21 protein-coding genes are annotated in these 18416 nt (G+C 63.0%); 19 read left to right on the top strand and 2 right to left on the bottom strand.

Translation table 11 applies throughout. The features are described 5' to 3' along the window. Nucleotides 1-153: 153 nt before the first annotated feature. Entirely contained in the window at nucleotides 154-561 is a 408-nt protein-coding gene (locus tag OS035_RS01070; RefSeq protein WP_097627417.1) for a GFA family protein, read from the top strand. 76 nt (nucleotides 562-637) lie between these two features. Here the strand turns inward: OS035_RS01070 and OS035_RS01065 are convergent, their stop codons facing one another. Then, the gene (locus OS035_RS01065; protein WP_097627419.1) at nucleotides 638-982 is read right to left on the bottom strand and encodes an ArsR/SmtB family transcription factor; all 345 of its coding nucleotides are present in this window, start codon (nucleotides 980-982) and stop codon (nucleotides 638-640) included. Nucleotides 983-1090: 108 nt separating this feature from the next. On the opposite strand from OS035_RS01065, the gene OS035_RS01060 reads away from it, so the two are divergent. From OS035_RS01060 to OS035_RS01045, 4 genes are all read left to right on the top strand, one after another. Continuing rightward, nucleotides 1091-1837, top strand: coding sequence for a glucose 1-dehydrogenase (locus OS035_RS01060; RefSeq protein ID WP_097627421.1), 747 nt, complete (start codon nucleotides 1091-1093; stop codon nucleotides 1835-1837). A 203-nt stretch (nucleotides 1838-2040) separates the two neighbouring features. Continuing rightward, on the top strand, nucleotides 2041-2382 hold the full coding sequence (locus OS035_RS01055) for a hypothetical protein (protein ID WP_097627423.1): 342 nt from the start codon (nucleotides 2041-2043) through the stop codon (nucleotides 2380-2382). 133 nt (nucleotides 2383-2515) lie between these two features. Continuing rightward, nucleotides 2516-3049 carry a YidB family protein gene (locus tag OS035_RS01050; RefSeq protein ID WP_097627425.1) on the top strand — a complete coding sequence of 178 codons (534 nt, stop codon included), beginning with the start codon at nucleotides 2516-2518 and terminating at the stop codon, nucleotides 3047-3049. A 149-nt stretch (nucleotides 3050-3198) separates the two neighbouring features. Then, nucleotides 3199-3636 carry a hypothetical protein gene (locus tag OS035_RS01045; RefSeq protein ID WP_331813254.1) on the top strand — a complete coding sequence of 146 codons (438 nt, stop codon included), beginning with the start codon at nucleotides 3199-3201 and terminating at the stop codon, nucleotides 3634-3636. A gap of 215 nt (nucleotides 3637-3851) precedes the next feature. On the opposite strand, the gene OS035_RS01040 is transcribed toward OS035_RS01045, so the two are convergent. Then, complete coding sequence (locus tag OS035_RS01040; protein ID WP_097627427.1) at nucleotides 3852-4697, bottom strand: dienelactone hydrolase family protein; 846 nt, start codon at nucleotides 4695-4697, stop codon at nucleotides 3852-3854. Between the two features lie 1030 nt (nucleotides 4698-5727). Between OS035_RS01040 and OS035_RS01035 the strand changes: the two genes are divergently transcribed. From OS035_RS01035 to OS035_RS00970, 14 genes are all read left to right on the top strand, one after another. Next, the gene (locus tag OS035_RS01035; protein WP_064837378.1) at nucleotides 5728-5964 is read left to right on the top strand and encodes a spike base protein, RCAP_Rcc01079 family; all 237 of its coding nucleotides are present in this window, start codon (nucleotides 5728-5730) and stop codon (nucleotides 5962-5964) included. Nucleotides 5965-5982: 18 nt separating this feature from the next. Next, entirely contained in the window at nucleotides 5983-6453 is a 471-nt protein-coding gene (locus OS035_RS01030; RefSeq protein ID WP_331813253.1) for a terminase small subunit protein, read from the top strand. Continuing rightward, on the top strand, nucleotides 6419-7990 hold the full coding sequence (locus tag OS035_RS01025) for a terminase (RefSeq protein WP_331813252.1): 1572 nt from the start codon (nucleotides 6419-6421) through the stop codon (nucleotides 7988-7990). Before OS035_RS01030 ends, OS035_RS01025 begins: the two co-directional genes overlap by 35 nt. Further along, complete coding sequence (locus tag OS035_RS01020) at nucleotides 7990-10077, top strand: hypothetical protein (protein ID WP_331813251.1); 2088 nt, start codon at nucleotides 7990-7992, stop codon at nucleotides 10075-10077. Before OS035_RS01025 ends, OS035_RS01020 begins: the two co-directional genes overlap by 1 nt. A 14-nt stretch (nucleotides 10078-10091) precedes the next feature. After that, entirely contained in the window at nucleotides 10092-10403 is a 312-nt protein-coding gene (locus tag OS035_RS01015) for a hypothetical protein (RefSeq protein ID WP_097627435.1), read from the top strand. A 35-nt stretch (nucleotides 10404-10438) separates the two neighbouring features. Continuing rightward, nucleotides 10439-11491 carry a hypothetical protein gene (locus OS035_RS01010; protein ID WP_331813250.1) on the top strand — a complete coding sequence of 351 codons (1053 nt, stop codon included), beginning with the start codon at nucleotides 10439-10441 and terminating at the stop codon, nucleotides 11489-11491. A gap of 32 nt (nucleotides 11492-11523) precedes the next feature. Continuing rightward, nucleotides 11524-12498: a phage major capsid protein gene (locus OS035_RS01005; RefSeq protein ID WP_003587937.1), complete on the top strand. Its 975-nt coding sequence runs from the start codon at nucleotides 11524-11526 to the stop codon at nucleotides 12496-12498. A 22-nt stretch (nucleotides 12499-12520) separates the two neighbouring features. Then, nucleotides 12521-13306, top strand: coding sequence for a hypothetical protein (locus OS035_RS01000; protein ID WP_331813249.1), 786 nt, complete (start codon nucleotides 12521-12523; stop codon nucleotides 13304-13306). A gap of 187 nt (nucleotides 13307-13493) precedes the next feature. Then, nucleotides 13494-14057 carry a hypothetical protein gene (locus tag OS035_RS00995; RefSeq protein WP_097627441.1) on the top strand — a complete coding sequence of 188 codons (564 nt, stop codon included), beginning with the start codon at nucleotides 13494-13496 and terminating at the stop codon, nucleotides 14055-14057. Nucleotides 14058-14187: 130 nt separating this feature from the next. Next, entirely contained in the window at nucleotides 14188-14895 is a 708-nt protein-coding gene (locus OS035_RS00990; protein ID WP_097627443.1) for a phage adaptor protein, read from the top strand. After that, nucleotides 14892-16715, top strand: a complete 1824-nt coding sequence (locus OS035_RS00985) for a hypothetical protein (RefSeq protein WP_331813248.1) — start codon at nucleotides 14892-14894, stop codon at nucleotides 16713-16715. The genes OS035_RS00990 and OS035_RS00985 overlap by 4 nt, the downstream gene beginning before the upstream one ends. Beyond that, nucleotides 16712-17119 carry a GNAT family N-acetyltransferase gene (locus tag OS035_RS00980; RefSeq protein ID WP_183777429.1) on the top strand — a complete coding sequence of 136 codons (408 nt, stop codon included), beginning with the start codon at nucleotides 16712-16714 and terminating at the stop codon, nucleotides 17117-17119. Before OS035_RS00985 ends, OS035_RS00980 begins: the two co-directional genes overlap by 4 nt. After that, nucleotides 17094-18098 carry a tail fiber domain-containing protein gene (locus OS035_RS00975; RefSeq protein WP_331813247.1) on the top strand — a complete coding sequence of 335 codons (1005 nt, stop codon included), beginning with the start codon at nucleotides 17094-17096 and terminating at the stop codon, nucleotides 18096-18098. The genes OS035_RS00980 and OS035_RS00975 overlap by 26 nt, the downstream gene beginning before the upstream one ends. Then, nucleotides 18095-18406: a hypothetical protein gene (locus tag OS035_RS00970; RefSeq protein WP_331813246.1), complete on the top strand. Its 312-nt coding sequence runs from the start codon at nucleotides 18095-18097 to the stop codon at nucleotides 18404-18406. The genes OS035_RS00975 and OS035_RS00970 overlap by 4 nt, the downstream gene beginning before the upstream one ends. Nucleotides 18407-18416: the final 10 nt, after the last annotated feature.

Genomic DNA, 18416 nt, shown 5'->3' with positions numbered 1-18416 from the left:
GCGGACTGGCCCGCGGGCAGCATGAAATTCTGCGCGGCTGCAGGGGATGTAGCGGACGGACGATTTCGCATCGAAAGGCTTGAAATTTCCGATGGACCTTGTCGATTGCAGAACCGTAAGATCGACAACCGTCTGTCAACACGGAACAATCACATGCCGATCTTTCATGCCAAGTGCAGCTGCGGCGCCCTGTCCCTGGAGGTCGATGGCGATCCTTTGCACAACCACATATGCACCTGCAGACGTTGTCAGCGTGCATCCGGCAGCGCGCTTTCACACAATGTATGGTTCCGCGAGGAGAATGTCCGGGTCGTTTCCGGAGACTATTCCGTATGGTATCCGCAGGGCGAAAGCACAGCTGATGTGATGAAAGCGTTTTGCCGGATCTGCGGCGGCGGTGGATTTTCGAAATCCGGAACATACTTCCCCGGTTCGGTCGTCATCGCGGGCGGCACATTTGCCGATCCATCCTTTCCCGCGCCGGATCATGTTCATTGGTGGAATAGTCGCCCGCACTGGATCGATCTGGCCGAGGCAATCGAGCGTCATGCCGACGAGTGAATTCGTTCGAGCAGCTGAAGACCTGGAATGACGGAAGTCAGGGCGCGGGGGTTTCGCCAAGCGGTCTGCCGACGGCTCAATCCGCCTTCGGCTGCCCCGGAAGCTCTCCGTAAGCCGTCAGAATGGCCTTGATCAGGCCCGGGAAACGCTCGTCCAGCTCGGCGCAGCGGGTTTGATTGCGCATCTCGATACCCTGGCGTTCGCTGAGGATCAGGCCGGATTCGCGCAGCACTTTGAAATGGTTCGACAGCGACGACTTCGGGATGACGCGCTCGCCGAGTTGGCCAAGTGCCGAACAGGTCCTGCCGCAGCCGGCACCGGAAAGCCAGGCGAAAATTGCGGCGCGCTCCGGATCGGAAAGCGCATAGAGGATCGCTTCGGGCCGGATGTCCTCCAATGCGGGGTGAAAAAGCGGTCTCATCAAATTTTATATAGCGACACTTGACATCAAGATCAACAGTTCCGAATTTCTGAACTACGGAACAAGGCCGCCAGTTTCGGCGGCAGTCCGGATCAGAAGGAATTGGATATGGCTAAGCTTACGGGAAAGGTCGCTGTGGTCACGGGGGCCTCCAAAGGCATCGGCGCCGCGATTGCCAAGGCGCTTGCGGCCGAAGGTGCGCAAGTGGTGGTGAATTACGCTTCGAGCAAGGCCGGAGCAGACGCCGTGGTTGACGCAATCAGCGCCGCCGGCGGCAAGGCGATCGCCGTGCAGGGCGACGTCTCGAAGGCCGAACAGGCGCAGGGCCTCGTCGATGCCGCCGTCAAGCAATTCGGCAAGCTCGACGTGCTGGTCAACAATTCGGGCGTCTATGAATTCGCGTCGATCGAGGAAGTGACCGAGGAACATTATCGCCGCATCTTCGACGTCAACGTTCTCGGCGTTCTCCTGACCACCCAGGCGGCGGTCAAGCATCTCGGCGAGGGCGGCAGCGTCATCAACATCTCCTCGGTGGTCACCAGCATGGCGCCGCCGGCCTCTGCCGTCTACACCGGCACCAAGGGCGCCCTGGAGGGCATCAACAGCGTGCTCGCCAAGGAACTCGGCCCGCGCAAGATCCGCGTCAACGCCATCCTGCCTGGAATGGTCGAGACCGAGGGCGCACACACGGCCGGCGTCATCGGCTCGGATTTCGAGCAGGTCGTCGTCGGCCAGACGCCGCTCGGCCGCGTCGGCCAGCCGGATGATATCGCCGGCGTCGCCGTCTTCCTCGCTTCCGACGACGCCCGCTGGATGACCGGCGAGCGGCTGGCTGCCAGCGGTGGTTTTCGCTAAGGCTGGCTGATGGCGCGCGCGTCTCGACGGGGCGCGCGCTGCCCGCCGGAGAGAGCCTAACACTTCCATGGCAACCAAAAGCTCCCGCATAGGTAAGCCGCGCCGCACATTCCGACCAAAGGCCCAGGCCCTTAGCCTTCAGGAACAAAGTCGGCATGGCGAGGTTGGTATTGCGATACAGCGCAAAACCCTGGGAGAAACTCATGCGGAAATCTCTTCAATTCATCCTGGTTGGCCTCGCCGCCATGACCGGCTTGACGATCTCGCCGGCGATCGTGGCTGCGCAGGATCTGGAATTGCGGGTCGGCCCTGGCGGTGTCGGTGTTTACGATCGCGACCGTGATCTTGACCGCTATGACGGATATGAACGCCGAGGTCGGCGCGGCTGCGATCCCAACGATGCGCTCGACATCGCCCGCAGCGAAGGACTTCGCCGGGCACAGATCGTCCGCATGTCGCCCCGCAGCATCGTCGTCCAGGGGATGACGCGCCGGGGACCAGATCGGATGACCTTTGCCAACCGGCGGGGCTGCCCGGAAATCTGAACTGCGTCAGTGACGAGTTGGACGGGCCGGGTTTGAGAGCGCGGCGCGGAACCTTTGGGCGCGCCGGACATTGCTGCCCATGCAGCGCTCTGCACGGGTCGGCTGCACTCTTTGAACCTTGGGAGGATTCATCATGATGAGCGGTCAATTGAAGGCGCTTCTCGCCGTTCTTGCCGTTGCCGGCTACCAGAACAGAGACAAGATCGGGGAACTCCTGCGCGGCATTCAGAACCCGCAGTCGGCCGGCTCCGGCGGCCAGCAGCCGGGCGGGCTTGGCGGCATCCTCGGCGGGCTGGGCGGTTCGGGTGGTCTTGGCGGCCTTCTCGGCGGGCTGACCTCCGGTGGCATCGTCAGCGGCGGTCTCGGCGATCTGCTCAAGACCTTTCAGCAGAACGGCCATGGCGACAAGATCGACTCATGGGTAAAACCCGGCCAGAATGCCGAGATCAATGATGGCCAGCTCGCCGAAGCCCTTGGCCCCGATGTCCTGAACGAGATTGCCCGGAATACCGGCCTGTCGCGAGACGAGATTCTCGGGCGGCTGAGCCGCGATCTCCCCAAGGCCGTCGATGATCTGACGCCTGAGGGAAAGCTGCCGACCGCCGACGAGGATTTTCTGTCGTCGGCGAGCCAATCGACCACCTCCGGGCGGCCGAGCAGCATCTGAACTTGCGATAAAAGTGATGGCGATGAAAGCGCGCGCGACCTGCCGGGGCCGCGCGTTTCGCCACAGTGGACTCGACAATTGTGGTCGGACTTGATGAAGATTCTGCGGCGCGATAAATCACCTGTTGCCATCAACGCGGATCGCCCGAAGTGAACAAGAGACATCGCAGCTCCGATACTTCCGCAACCCATGTTTTCACACGCAGCGCCATCGCGTCAGATCTTGCCTGGGTGCCTGACATGGTTGGCCTTGGAAAGCCATCGATTGCCGCTGAAGCCTATATCCAGGCCTATCTGGCGGATCCCGGCGGATGGTACTGGTCGACGATCCTGCTTCACGATCCGAAAGATATGGTATTGCAGCGGGTTCTCGCCATTGTCGAGCAAGCCAAATTGCCCGATCACGAGGAGGCGCTCGGTCAATTGGGCGCCGGCCCGCTCGAAGACATCATGTCGGATGAACTGCTGGATCATCTGCAGCATTGGCTGCCGTTTACGCCCGCCATGCGTTACGCGCTTGGTCAGGTTCGCATATCTGCCGAACATCCCGCCTTGCAACGGCGATTAGAGGCGATGCTTTCGCGGTAGTGCCTCCGATGACGGGTGGGCATGCCATACGTTGCTGATTTACCGCAGAGTTCACTCCACGGTCCGTCCTCTTCGGGCTTGACCCGGGGATCCACGCCGGCCCCCATCAGCGGTGGCATGGATTCCAGGCTCACGGCCTGGAATGACGGAGGTTGGGGGGGTGATGCCGAACTCGGCGTTCCGCATGGCAGCGTCTTGCCGATTGCGGCCGACCTTTATCTCGACAGGGATGTCCGAAGAAACGCGTAAACGCTGCGCATGGACTTTGCCGCGGCGTCCGGGTTGTATTTTTCGATATGTCCCAGCACCCTTCTTCCCACCGCAAATTCCGCGGCATCAAAATTGTGATAAACGCCCTTGTAGAGATTGAACTCGATGGGCGGGGCATCATCACCAATACGGGCGAGCCTCTTGCGGCATGGCTCAGCCGGGCTCCAATTGTCTCGGTCACCGCTTAAAATCAGGGTCGGCACCGTCGCATCGCCCTGACTGGCGGCGCAGGCCGGATAATAGGCGACCGCCGCCTTGAATTTGTGCTCCATCAGCTGTTCGTTCCCCTCGATCTTTGTGGCCTCCAGCGTCGCGGTGCCGCCCGTGGAAAAGCCCATCAGTGCGACGCGCCTGATATCGACGAAGCTCGATTTCGATAGGAAATTCAAAGCGCCATAGGCGTCGAAGACCCGGTCGGGCAGAGAGCTTCGGCAGGTGTCCAAGATATTGCGGGTGGTGAAGCTGTCGACAACAAGCACGACGTAACCCCAGGAGACCAGCCGCTTCGGCCAGAGGTCCTTGACGCTCGGACGCATGCCGTCGCATCCATGCATGATCACGACCGCCGGAAACGGGCCGTCGCCCGGAGGGCGGGACAAATATCCGAGCAATGGCGTGCCTGGCGGCTGCGAAAGGATTTTGCCTTGTTCCGCAGCCTTGCGAATTCGAAAGGCGCTGAGCGTGACGGGAGCGCTTTCAAACCGCACCATTTCGTCGGCATCGGCTGGGTTTTCAGCAAGCGTGATGCCGAGACAGGCGACAAGGCAAAGAAAAAGTCTCGCGGTTTTCACTGACGCCTCCATCGTCTGAGCGACAGAATGCCAATTTTACGCCGGACTTGACGGTTGGCAAAGGCGCTGATGGGGTTGGGCGGGAAAGAGTTCACAACCGCTATTTCTCACAGAGTTCACCCCTTGCTCCATCCTCCTCGGGCTTGCCCCCCAAAGGATCGACGCTGGCTTCCATCAGTGGCGGGCATGGATCCTCGGCTCAAGGCCGAGGAGGACTGTGGGGTAGCGTTTTCGCCAAACTTATCGGAAAGCGGGGCATTCTGGGTCGGGCAGAGCAGAGTTTAGGCTGAGCCTCGCTCATGCTATGCTTGAAAGGCCTTGATCACCCCCCGGCAAGTCGGTTAAGCCTACCGTAAATCCAAGCTGCAAAATTTGAATCCTTACCGAATGACGATCAAATCGGTGTCGTCCTTGCCGCCGAATGCGTTGCTCACCAAGACTTGCGAGCCGGCCAAGGTCGTTGAGCGCAATCGCAGGTTTGCCACAGAGTTCACCCCTTGCTCCGTCCTCCTCGGGCTCGACCCGAGGTCCACGCTGGCTTCCATCAGCGGCGGGCATGGATCCTCGGCCCAAGGCCGGGGAGGACGGAGGGTGGGGTGGCGTTTGCGCCAATTCCGCAGCTGGGCGCCAGAGGGGCTGCCGTCAAATGGGGCGGGCAGACTTGATTCTAGGCCGCATTAGCGCTTGATCACCCCCCGGCGGATCATTTATCACTACCGTAAATCCAAGCTGCGAATATTGAATCCGAAGGCAATGTCGATGATCAAGTCGGTATCGCTCTTCGCTCGCATGCATTCGAGGCTGCACGGCTAGTCACCGAACGCCACGGCGGGTTTGGCAAAGTGCTCACCGCTTTCTCCCTCCTCCTCGGGCTTGACCCGAGGATCCACGTGGCCTCTGCCAGACGTGGGCATGGATCCCAGGCTCGAGGCCTGGGATGACGGAGGGTGGGTGGGCGTTTTGCCAGGCCTACCGGAGCTAAGTCCCTGCGGCCGCCCACATCGAAGACCACCTCACAAGGAGAACAGCAATGGACGCTTCGATTGCGCCGGCCTCGCGGGCTGCCGTGGTGACGCCGAATGATAGTGCGATTGTCGGCGCGCGGGCGCTTTATATCGGCACGGCGGGCGATGTGGCGATTGCGCCGCGGCGGGATATGGATCCGGTCATTTTCAGGAGCGTGCCGGCCGGGACGATCCTGCCCGTGCATGCAGCCATCGTGGCGCTGACCGGGACGACGGCGTCGAATATCGTCGCATTGTTCTGAGCTTTCAGACGCGCACCCATGGGCAGACCGACCAAGTTCACCCAGGCGCTGGCCGAGAAGATCTGCGATCGCATTGCCGATCGGGAAAGCCTGCGGTCGATCTGCCGGGATGAGGATATGCCGGCGAAATCGACGGTGCTCTCCTGGCTCGCCGATGACGGCAAGGCGGCGTTTCGGGCGCGCTATGCGCTGGCGCGCGAGATCCTGGCCGACGGCTTCGTCGACGAGCTGGTCGAGATTGCCGACGACCGCAGCAATGACTGGGTCGAAAAGAAGAATGCCGCCGGCGAGACCACCGGCTGGCAGGAGAATGGCGAGGCGATCCGGCGCTCGCAGCTGCGCATCGCCACCCGCCAATGGGTCGCCGAGAAGCTCAGGCCGAAGAAATACGGCTCGAAAGCCGAGCCCGAACAGGGCGCCACCGGCGAAGTCTCGCAACTGCTGGAAGATATCAATGGCAAAACCCGCGGACTTCCAAACGGCGGTTGACCAGTTTTCCGACTGGCGCTGGCGGCTGAACAATCTCTACTGGATCACCGACAAATCCGGCCGGCGCGTCAGGTTCGAAATGAACTGGACGCAGATGACGTTTTTCGAGGAGATGCATTACCTCAACGTGCTGCTGAAGGCCCGCCAGCTCGGCCTGACCACCTTCATCCAGATCTTCATGCTCGATGCCTGCGTCTTCAACCGGGATATCCGCGCCGGCACCATCGCCCATACGCTCGGCGACGTGCAGACGATCTTCCGGGACAAGGTCAAATATCCCTACGACAATCTGCCCGAGGGTATTCGCAACGCCGTGCCTATCGTCCGGACCAACCAGGCCGAACTGCTGCTCGCCAACAATTCGAGCATCCGCGTCGGCACCTCGCTGCGCTCGGGAACGCTGCAATATCTGCACATCTCCGAATACGGCAAGCTCTGCGCCAAATATCCCGACAAGGCGCGGGAAGTGCGCACCGGCGCGCTGAATACGGTGCAGGCCGGCCAGCTTGTGTTCATCGAAAGCACGGCGGAGGGCCAGGAAGGGCATTTTTACGCGCTCTGCGACGATGCCCAGGTGAAGCAGCGCCAGGCGCTGGAGCTGACCGAACTCGACTTCAAGTTCCATTTCTTCCCCTGGTGGAAGGAGCCGCAATATGCGATCGCGCCTCAGGGCGTCATCATCGGCGACGCTTTCGCCAAATATTTCGGCCAGCTGGCCGAACAGGGCATCACGCTGACGGAGGGGCAGAAGGCCTGGTACGTCAAGAAGGCCGAGACCCAGCTCGGCGACATGAAGCGCGAATATCCCTCGACGCCGGCCGAGGCTTTCGAAGCAAGTGTCGAGGGCGCCTATTATGCCGATCAGATGGCGGTGGCGGACGCTGAGGAGCGCATCGGGGTTTTCCCGCATGTGGACGGTTATCCCGTCCACACCATTTCCGACATCGGCATGGACGATACCAACAGCGTCTGGCTGTTTCAGGTGCTGCCCGGCCGTATCCGGATGATCGGTTATTTCGAACATACCGGCACCGGCATGGACGGCATGCTCGGCGAGCTGGAGCGGCGCGGCGGCGACAATGGTTATGTCTACGGCGTCCACAACATGCCGCACGACATCAAGGTCCGCGAATGGACGCGCGGCGGCATGACCCGCATCGAAATCATGCTGAAAGAGGTCAAGGCGCGCGGCCTCGGCACGGTCCGCAAGGTCGAGCGCGCCTATGTGCATGACCGCATCAACGCCACCCGCCGCATCCTGGCAAAGATCGAGTTCGACCAGGCCGGCTGCGCCGAGGGCATCAAATGCCTGCGCAATTACCGCAAGGACTGGGACGAGGATCTCGCCGTCTTCCGCGACGAGCCGCTGCACAACTGGGCGTCGCATGGGGCGGATGCCTTCGGCGGTCTGGCGATCATCTTCACCGGCTTGGCGCCGGAACCGCTGAAGCCAGAGCGTAAGCCGCTGCCGACATTCCAGACGATGACATTCAACGAGTTTGCCGATGCCACCCCAAGACAGAGCGAGCGTGTTTGATGGAAGACGAAATAACGGCTTCAGAGAGCGGGCAGCGCTGGGACCCGGCAAAGGTCGGCGCCCATTGGCAGCAGGAGCTGGAACGCGCCCAGCGCTATTTCAAGTCCTGGCACGACCGCTGCGTCAAGATCGAGAAGATCTATCTCGACCAGCAAGCGGACCAGACGAGCGCCGCCAAGCGCCGGTTTCCGATGCTCTGGGCCAATACTTCGGTGATGCAGCCGGCGGTCTATGCCCGCGTGCCGCAGCCGGTGGTCGAGCGCCGCTTCAAGGATGCAGAGCCGGTGGCGCGCATTGCCTCGGAGCTGGTCGAGCGCAATCTCGCCTATATCGGCGATGAAGCCGATATCGATTCGATCATGCGGGCGGTGCGCGACGATTTCCTGCTCTGCGCCCGCGGCACGGTGTGGCTGCGTTACGAGGCCGATTTCGAGCCGCTCGATATGGGCGTCCAGCCCTCGGACCCGGCGGCTGAGGCTTTGCCCGGTGAGATGGGCGGGGCGCAGCCGGAAGCGATCAGTGACGAGCGTGTCTGCATCGATTACGTCCACTGGTCGGATTTCCTGCATTCGCCGGCGCGGCGCTGGAAGGATGTGACCTGGGTGGCGCGGCGCGTGCCGATGACCGACGAGGAGATGGAAAAGCGCTTCGGCCCCGAGGCCATGGCATCGCGGGCGGCCGAAGGTTCAATCGGCAATAAGGGCGCCAGCCAGGCCGAGCGCCTGGAGAATGAAGGCAAGACCCATGTCTGGGAAATCTGGTGCAAGAGCGAGAACTACACCGTCTGGATCGCCGACGGTTCGCCGGTGGCGCTCGAGGTCTCCGAGCCGCCGCTCGACCTGACGCAATTCTGGCCTTGCCCGCGCCCGGCCTACGGCACGATGTCGACAAGCTCGCTGATCCCGGTTCCCGACTATGTCTATTACCAGCAGCAATGCGACGAGATCGATCTTCTCACCAAGCGCATCAACAAGCTGACCGATCAGCTGCGGCTGAAAGTCTTTTACCCCTCCGGCGACGGCGCGGTCTCGCCGGCGATCGAAAAGGCGATGCGGCCTGAGAACGACATGGTGATGGTGCCGATCCCGGAATGGGCGGCCTTCACCGACAAGGGCGGCTCGAAGGCGATCGTGACATTGCCGATCGACGAGGTGCAGAAGGTGATCGTCGCCTGCATGCAAGCGCGCAAGCAGCTGATCGAGGATGTCTACCAGATCACCGGCATCTCGGACATCGTCCGCGGCGACACGCAGGCCTCCGAAACCGCGACGGCGCAGCGGATCAAGAGCCAGTGGGGCTCGATCCGCATCCGCGACCGCCAGGCCGAGCTTGCCCGCTTTGCCCGCGACATCATCCGCCTTGCCGGCGAGATCATCTGCGACCAGTTCCAGCCGGAAACGCTGATGCTGGTGAGCGGCATCAAGCTGCCCAGCATGGCCGAGAAACAGCAGGTGCAAATGCAGATGCAGCAGATGCAGATGGCGGCCATGCGGGCGCAGCAGATGGGGCAACCCGCACCACCACCGCCCGATATGCCGCCGCAGCTGCAGCAGATGATGCAGCAGCCGACGATCGACGAGGTGGTGCAACTGCTGCGCAATGACAGCATTCGCGGCTTCCAGATCGAGATCGAGACGGATTCGACCATCGAGCCTGACGAGGATGCCGAAAAGCAGCGCCGCATGGAATTCGTCCAGATGGTCGGCGGCTTCATGCAGCAGGCCGGCGCCATGGCGCAGCAGAGTCCGATGCTGGTGCCGGTGATGGTTGAGACGCTGCTCTTTGCCGCCCGCGGCTTCCGGGCCGGCCGCCAGCTCGAAAGCACGCTGGAGCAGGTGGGAGCCCAGCTTTCCCAAGCGGCAGCCGCGCCAAAACCGGAGCCGCAGCCTTCGCCCGGCGAAATGCTCAAGCTGAAAACCGCCGAGGTGAAGGCGGGTGCCGAACAGCGCAGGGCCGAACTCAGTGTCGCAGAGGCCGAGATCGAGCATCGCGCCACGGTGGAGCAGGCGCGCGGCGAGATGGCGGCGCAGGCATTGCAGCAGATCGGGGGGCAGCAACTTCAGGCACAGCAGCCGCACTATCAGTGAACGGGAGCAGAAGCATGAGAGAACGCTATTGCCGCGTCTGCGGCGGCTGGCACGCACTCGACCAATGGCCGCAGAATTGCCTGCCGGCGCAAAATGCGGCGCAGTCGGATCTGCCGGCGCCGCATTTCGTCAGCGACAACATCGATATCCAGTCGATGCATGACGGAAAGCATTACACCTCGAAAGCCAGGCTGCGCTCGGCCTACCGGGCAGCCGGCGTAGTCGAGATCGGCAATGAAAAGCCGCAGCCGATCGAGCAGCCGAAGACGGATCGAACGGCGATCCGCAACGAACTGCGGCGCGTGCACGCCGAATACAACGCCTGAACCGGGCATCAATCCCCGACATAGGAAATTTCCCCATGGATATGGAAGACCTGAACCAGGCCGGCAACGGCAGCGAAGATTTTGGCGCGTTCGACGACAAGCCGGTCAGCATTCGCGACAGCCTGAAAGCGGCGATCGACACCGTCGAAGCCAGTGGACCGGGCGATATATCAGGCCAGCCGCGCGACGGCGAAAACGGCCGCTTTCTGGCCGGGGGGCAGGAGCAAGTTCCTGCAGCGAGGGCAGGGGCGCAGGCCCCCCAGCAGCCGGCGCTTCAACCGCAGTCGCGAGGCCAGGCGGGCGAACAGCCGGTAGTGAGCGCCAGCCGGGTTCCGCCCGGCTGGTCGGCGGAAGCCAAGGCGCAATTCGGAAGCCTTCCGAATGAAGTGCAGGCTGCGATCGCCAAGCGGGAACAGGAGGTCGATAACGGCTTCCGCGTCCTGCAGGATTACAAGGGGCTCGAGGAATTCACCCCGATCATCCGCCAGGCCGGCATGACCCATGCCGATGTCATGCGCCGGGCGATCGACTGGGAGAAGGCGCTCATCCATGATCCCGTCAACACCGTCGTTCACGTCGCCAGGATGGCGGGGGTCAATCTTCACGCTCTGGTCAACGGTCAGACGGGAGAAATCCTGCAGCGGAATTCGCAGCAGGCCATATCACAACCGCAGCCTCGATCTTTCAATGTCGAGGCGACGGTCGAACATGTTTTGCGGAAAAGGGACACCGAAACTCAAGTCGATGCCTTCCTTTCCGACCCAGCAAACGCGCACGCCGAAGATGTGCTTGAGGACATGATCGCCCTTGTCAACGCAGGGCGGGCAACGTCGCTCCAGGACGCCTACGACGCCGCATGCTGGATGCGCCCGGACATTCGCCGGCAGTTGATCAGCCAGACTGCTCAAGCCTCCGTCCCACAACTCCAAGCCCAGAGGGCCGCAGCGGCAGATCAAGCCCGCCGCGCCTCGCGATCCATCTCGGGTTCTTCCGCGCCGGGCCCGACCCGCGATGCGGCAAGAGGCCAGCCCACCTCCATCCGCGACTCGCTGCGCGACGCCATGCGTTTTTCGCGCGGCCAAGTCTGATCAAAGGCCAATTCTGATCAAAGGAATGATCGATGCCCATCTCCCCCAACCTCTCTGAAATCGTCACCACGACGCTGCGCAACCGCAGCGGCACGGTCGCCGACGACGTGACGAAGAACAACGGTCTTCTCACCCGTCTCAACAGCCGCGGCCGCAAGAAGCCGATCTCCGGCGGCCGCACCATCGTCCAGGAGCTGCAGTATCAAGAGAATAGTACCTTCAAGCGCTATTCCGGTTATGACATCCTCAATGTCCAGCCCTCCGACGTCATCACCGCCGCCGAATACGACCTCAAGCAGGCGGCGGTCGCCGTCTCCATGTCCGGCCTCGAACAGCTGCAGAACTCCGGCGAGGATGCGATCCTCGATCTGCTCGAGCAGCGCATCGAGAATGCCGAAACAACTTTGAAAAACAACATCGCGCTCGATTGCTATTCCGACGGCACGGCCGATGGCGGGCGGCAGATCGGCGGCCTGCAGCTGCTGATTTCGACCTCGCCGACCTCCGGCACCGTCGGCGGCATTTCGCGCGCCACCTGGGGTTTCTGGCGCAACCAGAAATTCTCGGCCTCGGCCGATGGGGGGGCGGCGGCCACCAACGCCAACATCCAGAGCTACATGAACCGGCTCTATATGTCCTGCGTGCGCGGCTCCGACGCGCCCGACCTCGTCGTCGCCGACAACAACTTCTTCCGACTCTACTGGGAATCGCTGCAGGCAATCCAGCGTATCACCTCGGCGGACAAGGGCATGGCCGGCTTCCAGTCGCTCCAGTACATGGGCGCCGACGTGATTTTCGACGGCGGCTTCGGCGGCGGTGCGCCGCTCAACCAGATGTTCTTCCTGAACACCAAATACCTGTTCTACCGCCCCCACCGCGACCGTGACATGGCGCCGATCGGCGACGAGCGCATGAACACCAACCAGGATGCCTTCGTCCAGCTCATGGGCTTTGCCGGCAACCTCACCATGAACAACGCCTTCCTGCAGGGCGTGTTGTTCGCCTGATCGAACGAAAGGAACACAGCAAATGTCGGTCGCAACAATCCAGTCCGATCGTCTTGGCGCGAACCCGTTCGTCGTCGAAGGCCCGATCGTTTCCGGCTCCGGTATTCCCGGGCCGAACTTCGCCCTCGGCGCGATTGCCGGCGGCGATCGTGAATCCGAATGGGTCTATTGCCAGCTGGTGCTGGCGTCGCAGACGAGCCTTCAGCCCGGCCAGTGGTTCCAGTGGACCCGGGATTACGTCGCTTCGCTGCTGACCACGGCGGCGGCCGTCGTCGGCCAGCGCTGCGGCGTCTTTTCGGGTGCTGCCCAGCCGCCGACGCTGACCGGCGGCCCGGCCGGTGCCATCACCCTTGCCGCCGGCACCTATTATATCTGGCTGCAGCGCAACGGCCAGGCGCCGTCGCAGGTGGCGACCGCAACGGCGGCCCTCGTCGTTGCCGAAACCACCACCACCGCAGGCCAGGTGAGCGCCCCGGCCTCGGCCACCGCCACCACCAAGGCGATTGCCAACGTCAACTTTGCCGCCGCCAACCAGACGTTTACGGCAACGACGGTCAACGGCTCCAACCTGCTGACGGGCATTGCCGGGCTCAGCGCCGGTTCCGGCCCGTTCATCGGCGCCGCGGTTTCCGGCACCGGCATCGCAGGCGGCACGACGATTTCGGGCATCACCTACAGCCCGAACGGCGTCGTCCAGAGCATCACGCTCTCGGCCAATGCCACGGCCAACGGCACGGGCATCACCATCACGGCGACGGGTGTGCTTGAGGCGACGCTGATGCGGCCGTTTCTGTCGAAGGTGAACTAAACAATCGGTGGGCGTTTCGGCGCCCGCTTCACCGACCTCTATCCGCGTGGCGTGCCCCTCATCCGGCTGCCGCCACCCTCTCCCCGTTTTGACGGGGAGAGGGTTAGGGTGAGGCGCACACCGGACACGACATCACAGCGGCGCTGCGGCGCCCGCATCTCCCCGCCATCAACAGCGAGACCAGCACATGCCCGACAACACCGGAATCTACGCCTCCTTCAGCCTCGAGCCGGTCGAACAGACCTTTCTGACCGAGAAGGAAGGCCGGCCGATTTTTGCCGATAAGGAATTCGTCCGCATCTTCATATCAGGCGACAAACACACCGAGGTCTACCGCGAGGTGACCGACAACGACAAACAGCGTTTTGCCGACGCCTATAAGCGGTTCAAGGAAGGGGCAGCGGCCCGCGAGCAGCTGACCGGCACGCCGCTTTCGCAATGGCCCTATCTGAAGCCCAGCCAGATCAAGGAGCTGGAGGCGGTCAACATCTATACCGTCGAGCAGCTCGCCGCCCTTTCCGACACCGCCAAGCAGAAGATCGGCATGGGCGCCAACGAGCTGACCGCTGCCGCCCGGGCCTATCTCGCCACCGCCGAAAGCTCCAGCGCCGCCTCGGCCTTTGCCGCCGAAAACGAGCGGCTGAAGGATGAAGTCACCCGCCTGCAGGAGCAGATGCGGGAGATGGCCGCCCGCTTCGAGGCGTTCGAAAACGAAAACGGCGGCAAGTCCCGAGGTCGGCAAGCAGCCTGAAGAAGCGCTGACACAAGACGCCCGCTCATCCGACCCTTCGGGCACCGACCGGGGTTGAGCCACGGGTCTCAACCCTCACGCAAATTCACCTCACCCGCCACGCCAACTGCTCTGAACCGGAGATCCGCGCATGTCGCTCTTGACCATCATTCAGAACGTCTGCGCGGAAATCGACCTCGATCCGCCGACGGCCGTCATGTCCTCGGCGGATCCGCAGATCATGCAGCTGCGCATCCTTTCCACCCGCGCCGGCCGCGACCTGATGCGCGAGCATGACTGGTCGGCGCTGATGGTGCGGCGGCAATTCGCAGCGACCGGTGCAAATCCGGAGCCGGCCGAGCCGCCCGCCGACTGGAACCGTTTCGCCGCCAATGCCAAGATCTGGAATGCCGCCCGCCTCTGGCAGCTCAACGGCCCCGTCGAGCCACAGACCTGGCAGCGCCAGACGATCCTCAACGCCAACCCGGTGCCGCAGATCTGGCGCATCGCCGGCGGCAAGCTCGACATCTACCCGAACGTTGCCGGCGAGATGATCGAATATGCCTATATCTCCGGCTTCTGGGTGGCGGTGAATGGCGGTGCGGCAACGGCTGGCACCTGGGCCAACGACACCGATACCGCCCGTCTTCCCGAAGACCTCCTCGAACTCTCGCTGATCTGGCGCTGGAAGCGGGCCAAGGGCCTCGATTACGGCGAGGAGCTTGCCGGTTTCGAGCGATCCAAGGAAGCGGCGATCGGCGCCGACCGCGCCGCCAGCCCCGTCGATCTCTCGTTGCCGGCGAGGAACGGGGCGCCCGAGAATTATTGGCCCGGCACGATCACGGTGGCAAATCCATGACCCGCAGACCTGTCCCTCCAAACGGGCGCACCGGCCGCGTTTCGCCGAGCAAGGACTGGATCGCGCCGATCGGCGGCTGGCGAACCGATGTCGAGATGGCGGATATGCCCGCGGATGCGGCGTTTCAGCTCGACAATTTCTTTCCCGAGGCCAACCGCGTCCGCGCCCGCTATGGCTTTCTCGCCTTTTCAACCGGCCTTGGCGGCGACGTGCAGACGGTCATCCCCTATTCGGGCGTCAGCAACAGGCTGTTTGCCGCCGCCGGCGACAAGATCTTCGACGTCACAGTTGGGGGTGCTGCCGGTGCGCCCGTCGTCTCGGGCATGGCGAGCGCTCACTGGTCGGTGCAGCAATATACCAACCCGGCCGGCCAGGAATTCCTGCGTCTCGTCAATGGCCTCGACACGCCGCTGATCTTCAACGGCACCTCCTGGACCAATAATTTTCTGGTGGGCACGGCAGCGCTCGCCACTCAGAACGTTGCCGTCCGCAACACGCCCTATACGCTAAGCTTCTTCGGCACCGGCTCGGTCACGCTCTCCGGCGCTTTCTCAGGCACGTTGAACGGCACCGGCGTCAACAACCGCGTCTCGCTTTCCTTCACGCCGGCGGCCGGCACGCTTGTCGTCACCGTGACGGGAACGGTCACCAATGCGCAGCTGGAAAAGGGCGCGGCCGCCACCCCTTACGTCGCCTCGACGATGATATCAGGCATATCGGACTCGTCGCTGTTGATCGCGGTCACCGCCTATCGTTCGCGCCTTTGGTTCATCGAGAAGAATTCGACCAATGTCTGGTACCTCGCCACCGACGCCGTCAGCGGTGCGGCCACGGTTCTGCCGGTCGGCGGCAACATGAAATATGGCGGCACGCTGGTAGCGATCAACGTCTGGACGATCCCGGTTTCGACAGGACTGCAGCAATGCCTGGTGCTGATCTCCTCGGAAGGCGAGGTGATCGTCTTCCAGGGCTCCGATCCTTCGAGCGTTTCGAACTGGGGGCTGATCGGCACTTTCAAGCTCGGCCGGCCGCTCGGCAGCGACCGATGCCTGCTCTCGGTCGGCGCCGATCTGGCGATCATGACGACCGACGGCATCGTGCCGATCACCAAGGCGGTGCAGCTCGACCGCGGCGCCACCAGCCTCGGAGCGATTACCGCGAGGATCGGCCCGACATGGCGCGAGACGGTGGCGGCGACCGGCACGACCTCGCAGGAATGGCAGCTTTCGAGCTTCCCCGCGCGGCAGATGGCAATCGTCAACCTGCCGTCCTCCTTCGGCCCCTATCAATATGTGATGAACACCGAAACCGGCGCCTGGTGCCGCTTCGTCGGCATGCCGGCCTCCTGCTGGGCGACGTGGCAGGACCGGCTGTTCTTCGGCGCCGGCGACGGCACGGTCTACGAGGCCGAGGTCGGCGCCAACGACAATGGCGTGGCGATCGACGCGCTGATGGTCGGCGCCTGGAGCCGATATGGCGACGGGCTTTCGACCAAGCTCTCGAAGCTGATCGGGGTGACGGCGCAGATCGGCGTTTCCTCGCTGATGTATGGCGGGATCTCGGTGGATTACCAGACCAAGATTCCCACAGCGCTGCTGTCATCCGTCGAAAACAACGCGGCGGCGAAATGGGGAGCGGCGGTCTGGGGCGTCTCGAAATTCCCCGGCGTTTCGCTGGTGCGCAAATTCGCTTCCGCCGGTGGCGCCGGCTCGGCCTTGGCGCCGACGATCCGCGCGCTGATCTCCGGCTCCTCAGGCTCGGTCTCGGAAGCTGCCGTCGTCGGCGGCTCGGTGCTTTATGAGAGAGGCACCCCGATTTGATCGTCTCCGAACCGCGCGAGGAAATCGCTGCCTGGGTCGGCGGCCGGATCGGCGTCAGCTTCCACCCGCCTTACACCACGCTCGCCCATGTCGACCGCGGCCGGATCATCGCCGGCTTCGTCTTCAACGTCTGGACCGCGCATGACGTCGAGGTCTCGCTTGCCGCCGACCGGCTGACGCGGACGCTGATGCGATCGGTCTTTCACTATGTCGTGCATCAGCTCGCCTGCCGGCGCGCAACCGCCAGGACACGGGCCGACAATCTTGACGCCCAGACGATGCTCGCAAGGCTCGGCGCACGGCTGGAAGGCCGCCAACAGGCCTATTTCGGCGACTGCGACGGCCTGCTTTACGCAATCATGAAGGAGGATTTCCCCTATGGTCTCCACGCCGAAGGCGCCTAAGGCCCCAGATCCGACGCAGACCGCGGCCGCACAGACGGCCACCAACGTCGACACCGCCATCGCCAATGCCGGCTTGAGCCACACCAACCAGTACACGCCGGATGGTTCGCTGGAATACAAGCAGACCAGCAAGAGCATCATGAAGGATCAGAACGGCAATACCTATGAGCTGCCGGTCTATTCCGCCTATCAGACCTATTCGCCTCAGAACCAGGCGATCTACGACCAGACGCAGCAGACGCAACTCGGCCTCGCCAGGCTTGCCAACGACCAGACCGGCAAGATCTCCGGCATTCTCGGCACCAATGTCGATCTGAGCGCCGGCAATGTCGACAAATATGTCAATAATCACTGGCAGTCCGGCTTCAACAACCAGTGGGACCGCGACCAGGCGAGCCTCGACCAGAGCCTGGCCGACAAGGGCATCGCGATGGGCTCGGCGGCTTACGACAACGCCATGCGCGATTTTTCCACCCGCAAGCAGACCGCCTCCGACCAGTATCTCGGCGACATGTATTCGAATGCTCAGAATTCGATCCTGACCGAGCGCAACCAGCCGCTGAACGAGATTTCGGCGCTGATGTCGGGATCGCAGGTCCACCAGCCGAGCTACGTCAACACACCGACGACGCAGCTGCCGAACGTCGACCAGGCCGGCCTGATCAACGATAATTTCAACCAGAAAATGGGCATCTACGACCGCCAGGTCGCCCAGTCCAACGCGGCGATGGGCGGCCTTTTCGGGCTCGGCGGAACACTGCTCGGCGGCTGGGCGAAGTCCGACCGCCGGCTGAAGGAGGACATCAAACGCGTCGGCACGCTGGACAACGGCCTGCCGGTCTACGCCTACCGATATAAGGACGGCGGCCCGATGCAACTCGGCCTGATGTCCGACGATGTGCGAAAAGTCCATCCGGACGCCGTCTTGGAACACGCCGACGGCTTCGACCGCGTCTTCTACGAAAGGGCAGTGGCATGATCCCAACCATCTTCGGCGGCAACACCGGCAAGACCCAGGGCGACATCGACGACAGACGCAAGCACCTGGCCTACGCCTTGCTGGAGCAGGGCATGGATGCGAGCCCGGTGCAATCCGCCTGGCAAGGGGTGGCGCGGATGGCGCAGGCAGGACTCGGCGGCTTGGCGATCCGCCAGCAGGAGCAGCAGGCAGACGCGAGTCAAGGTGCCGGCGTTTCGAAAGGCCAGCCTTCCAAACCAGCGCCGGCCTCTCCCGGGTTCCTGTCGCTGTTCTTCGGTGGCGGGCCGACGCGCCGGACTGACGGCTGAATTAGGACAT

Origin of the sequence: Rhizobium sp. 268, from assembly GCF_036571585.1 — a bacterium.
Classification (GTDB): Bacteria; Pseudomonadota; Alphaproteobacteria; order Rhizobiales; family Rhizobiaceae; genus Rhizobium; species Rhizobium redzepovicii.
This window is presented reverse-complemented; position numbering and strand designations above follow the sequence as displayed.

What these genes read in the sequence shown, in the direction of transcription:
- OS035_RS01070 (WP_097627417.1), top strand. Translation starts at nt 154, where the DNA reads ATGCCGATCTTTCATGCCAAGTGCAGCTGCGGCGCCCTGTCCCTGGAG.
- OS035_RS01065 (WP_097627419.1), bottom strand. Translation starts at nt 982, where the DNA reads ATGAGACCGCTTTTTCACCCCGCATTGGAGGACATCCGGCCCGAAGCG.
- OS035_RS01060 (WP_097627421.1), top strand. Translation starts at nt 1,091, where the DNA reads ATGGCTAAGCTTACGGGAAAGGTCGCTGTGGTCACGGGGGCCTCCAAA.
- OS035_RS01055 (WP_097627423.1), top strand. Translation starts at nt 2,041, where the DNA reads ATGCGGAAATCTCTTCAATTCATCCTGGTTGGCCTCGCCGCCATGACC.
- OS035_RS01050 (WP_097627425.1), top strand. Translation starts at nt 2,516, where the DNA reads ATGATGAGCGGTCAATTGAAGGCGCTTCTCGCCGTTCTTGCCGTTGCC.
- OS035_RS01035 (WP_064837378.1), top strand. Translation starts at nt 5,728, where the DNA reads ATGGACGCTTCGATTGCGCCGGCCTCGCGGGCTGCCGTGGTGACGCCG.
- OS035_RS01030 (WP_331813253.1), top strand. Translation starts at nt 5,983, where the DNA reads ATGGGCAGACCGACCAAGTTCACCCAGGCGCTGGCCGAGAAGATCTGC.
- OS035_RS01025 (WP_331813252.1), top strand. Translation starts at nt 6,419, where the DNA reads ATGGCAAAACCCGCGGACTTCCAAACGGCGGTTGACCAGTTTTCCGAC.
- OS035_RS01020 (WP_331813251.1), top strand. Translation starts at nt 7,990, where the DNA reads ATGGAAGACGAAATAACGGCTTCAGAGAGCGGGCAGCGCTGGGACCCG.
- OS035_RS01015 (WP_097627435.1), top strand. Translation starts at nt 10,092, where the DNA reads ATGAGAGAACGCTATTGCCGCGTCTGCGGCGGCTGGCACGCACTCGAC.
- OS035_RS01010 (WP_331813250.1), top strand. Translation starts at nt 10,439, where the DNA reads ATGGATATGGAAGACCTGAACCAGGCCGGCAACGGCAGCGAAGATTTT.
- OS035_RS01005 (WP_003587937.1), top strand. Translation starts at nt 11,524, where the DNA reads ATGCCCATCTCCCCCAACCTCTCTGAAATCGTCACCACGACGCTGCGC.
- OS035_RS01000 (WP_331813249.1), top strand. Translation starts at nt 12,521, where the DNA reads ATGTCGGTCGCAACAATCCAGTCCGATCGTCTTGGCGCGAACCCGTTC.
- OS035_RS00995 (WP_097627441.1), top strand. Translation starts at nt 13,494, where the DNA reads ATGCCCGACAACACCGGAATCTACGCCTCCTTCAGCCTCGAGCCGGTC.
- OS035_RS00990 (WP_097627443.1), top strand. Translation starts at nt 14,188, where the DNA reads ATGTCGCTCTTGACCATCATTCAGAACGTCTGCGCGGAAATCGACCTC.
- OS035_RS00985 (WP_331813248.1), top strand. Translation starts at nt 14,892, where the DNA reads ATGACCCGCAGACCTGTCCCTCCAAACGGGCGCACCGGCCGCGTTTCG.
- OS035_RS00975 (WP_331813247.1), top strand. Translation starts at nt 17,094, where the DNA reads ATGGTCTCCACGCCGAAGGCGCCTAAGGCCCCAGATCCGACGCAGACC.
- OS035_RS00970 (WP_331813246.1), top strand. Translation starts at nt 18,095, where the DNA reads ATGATCCCAACCATCTTCGGCGGCAACACCGGCAAGACCCAGGGCGAC.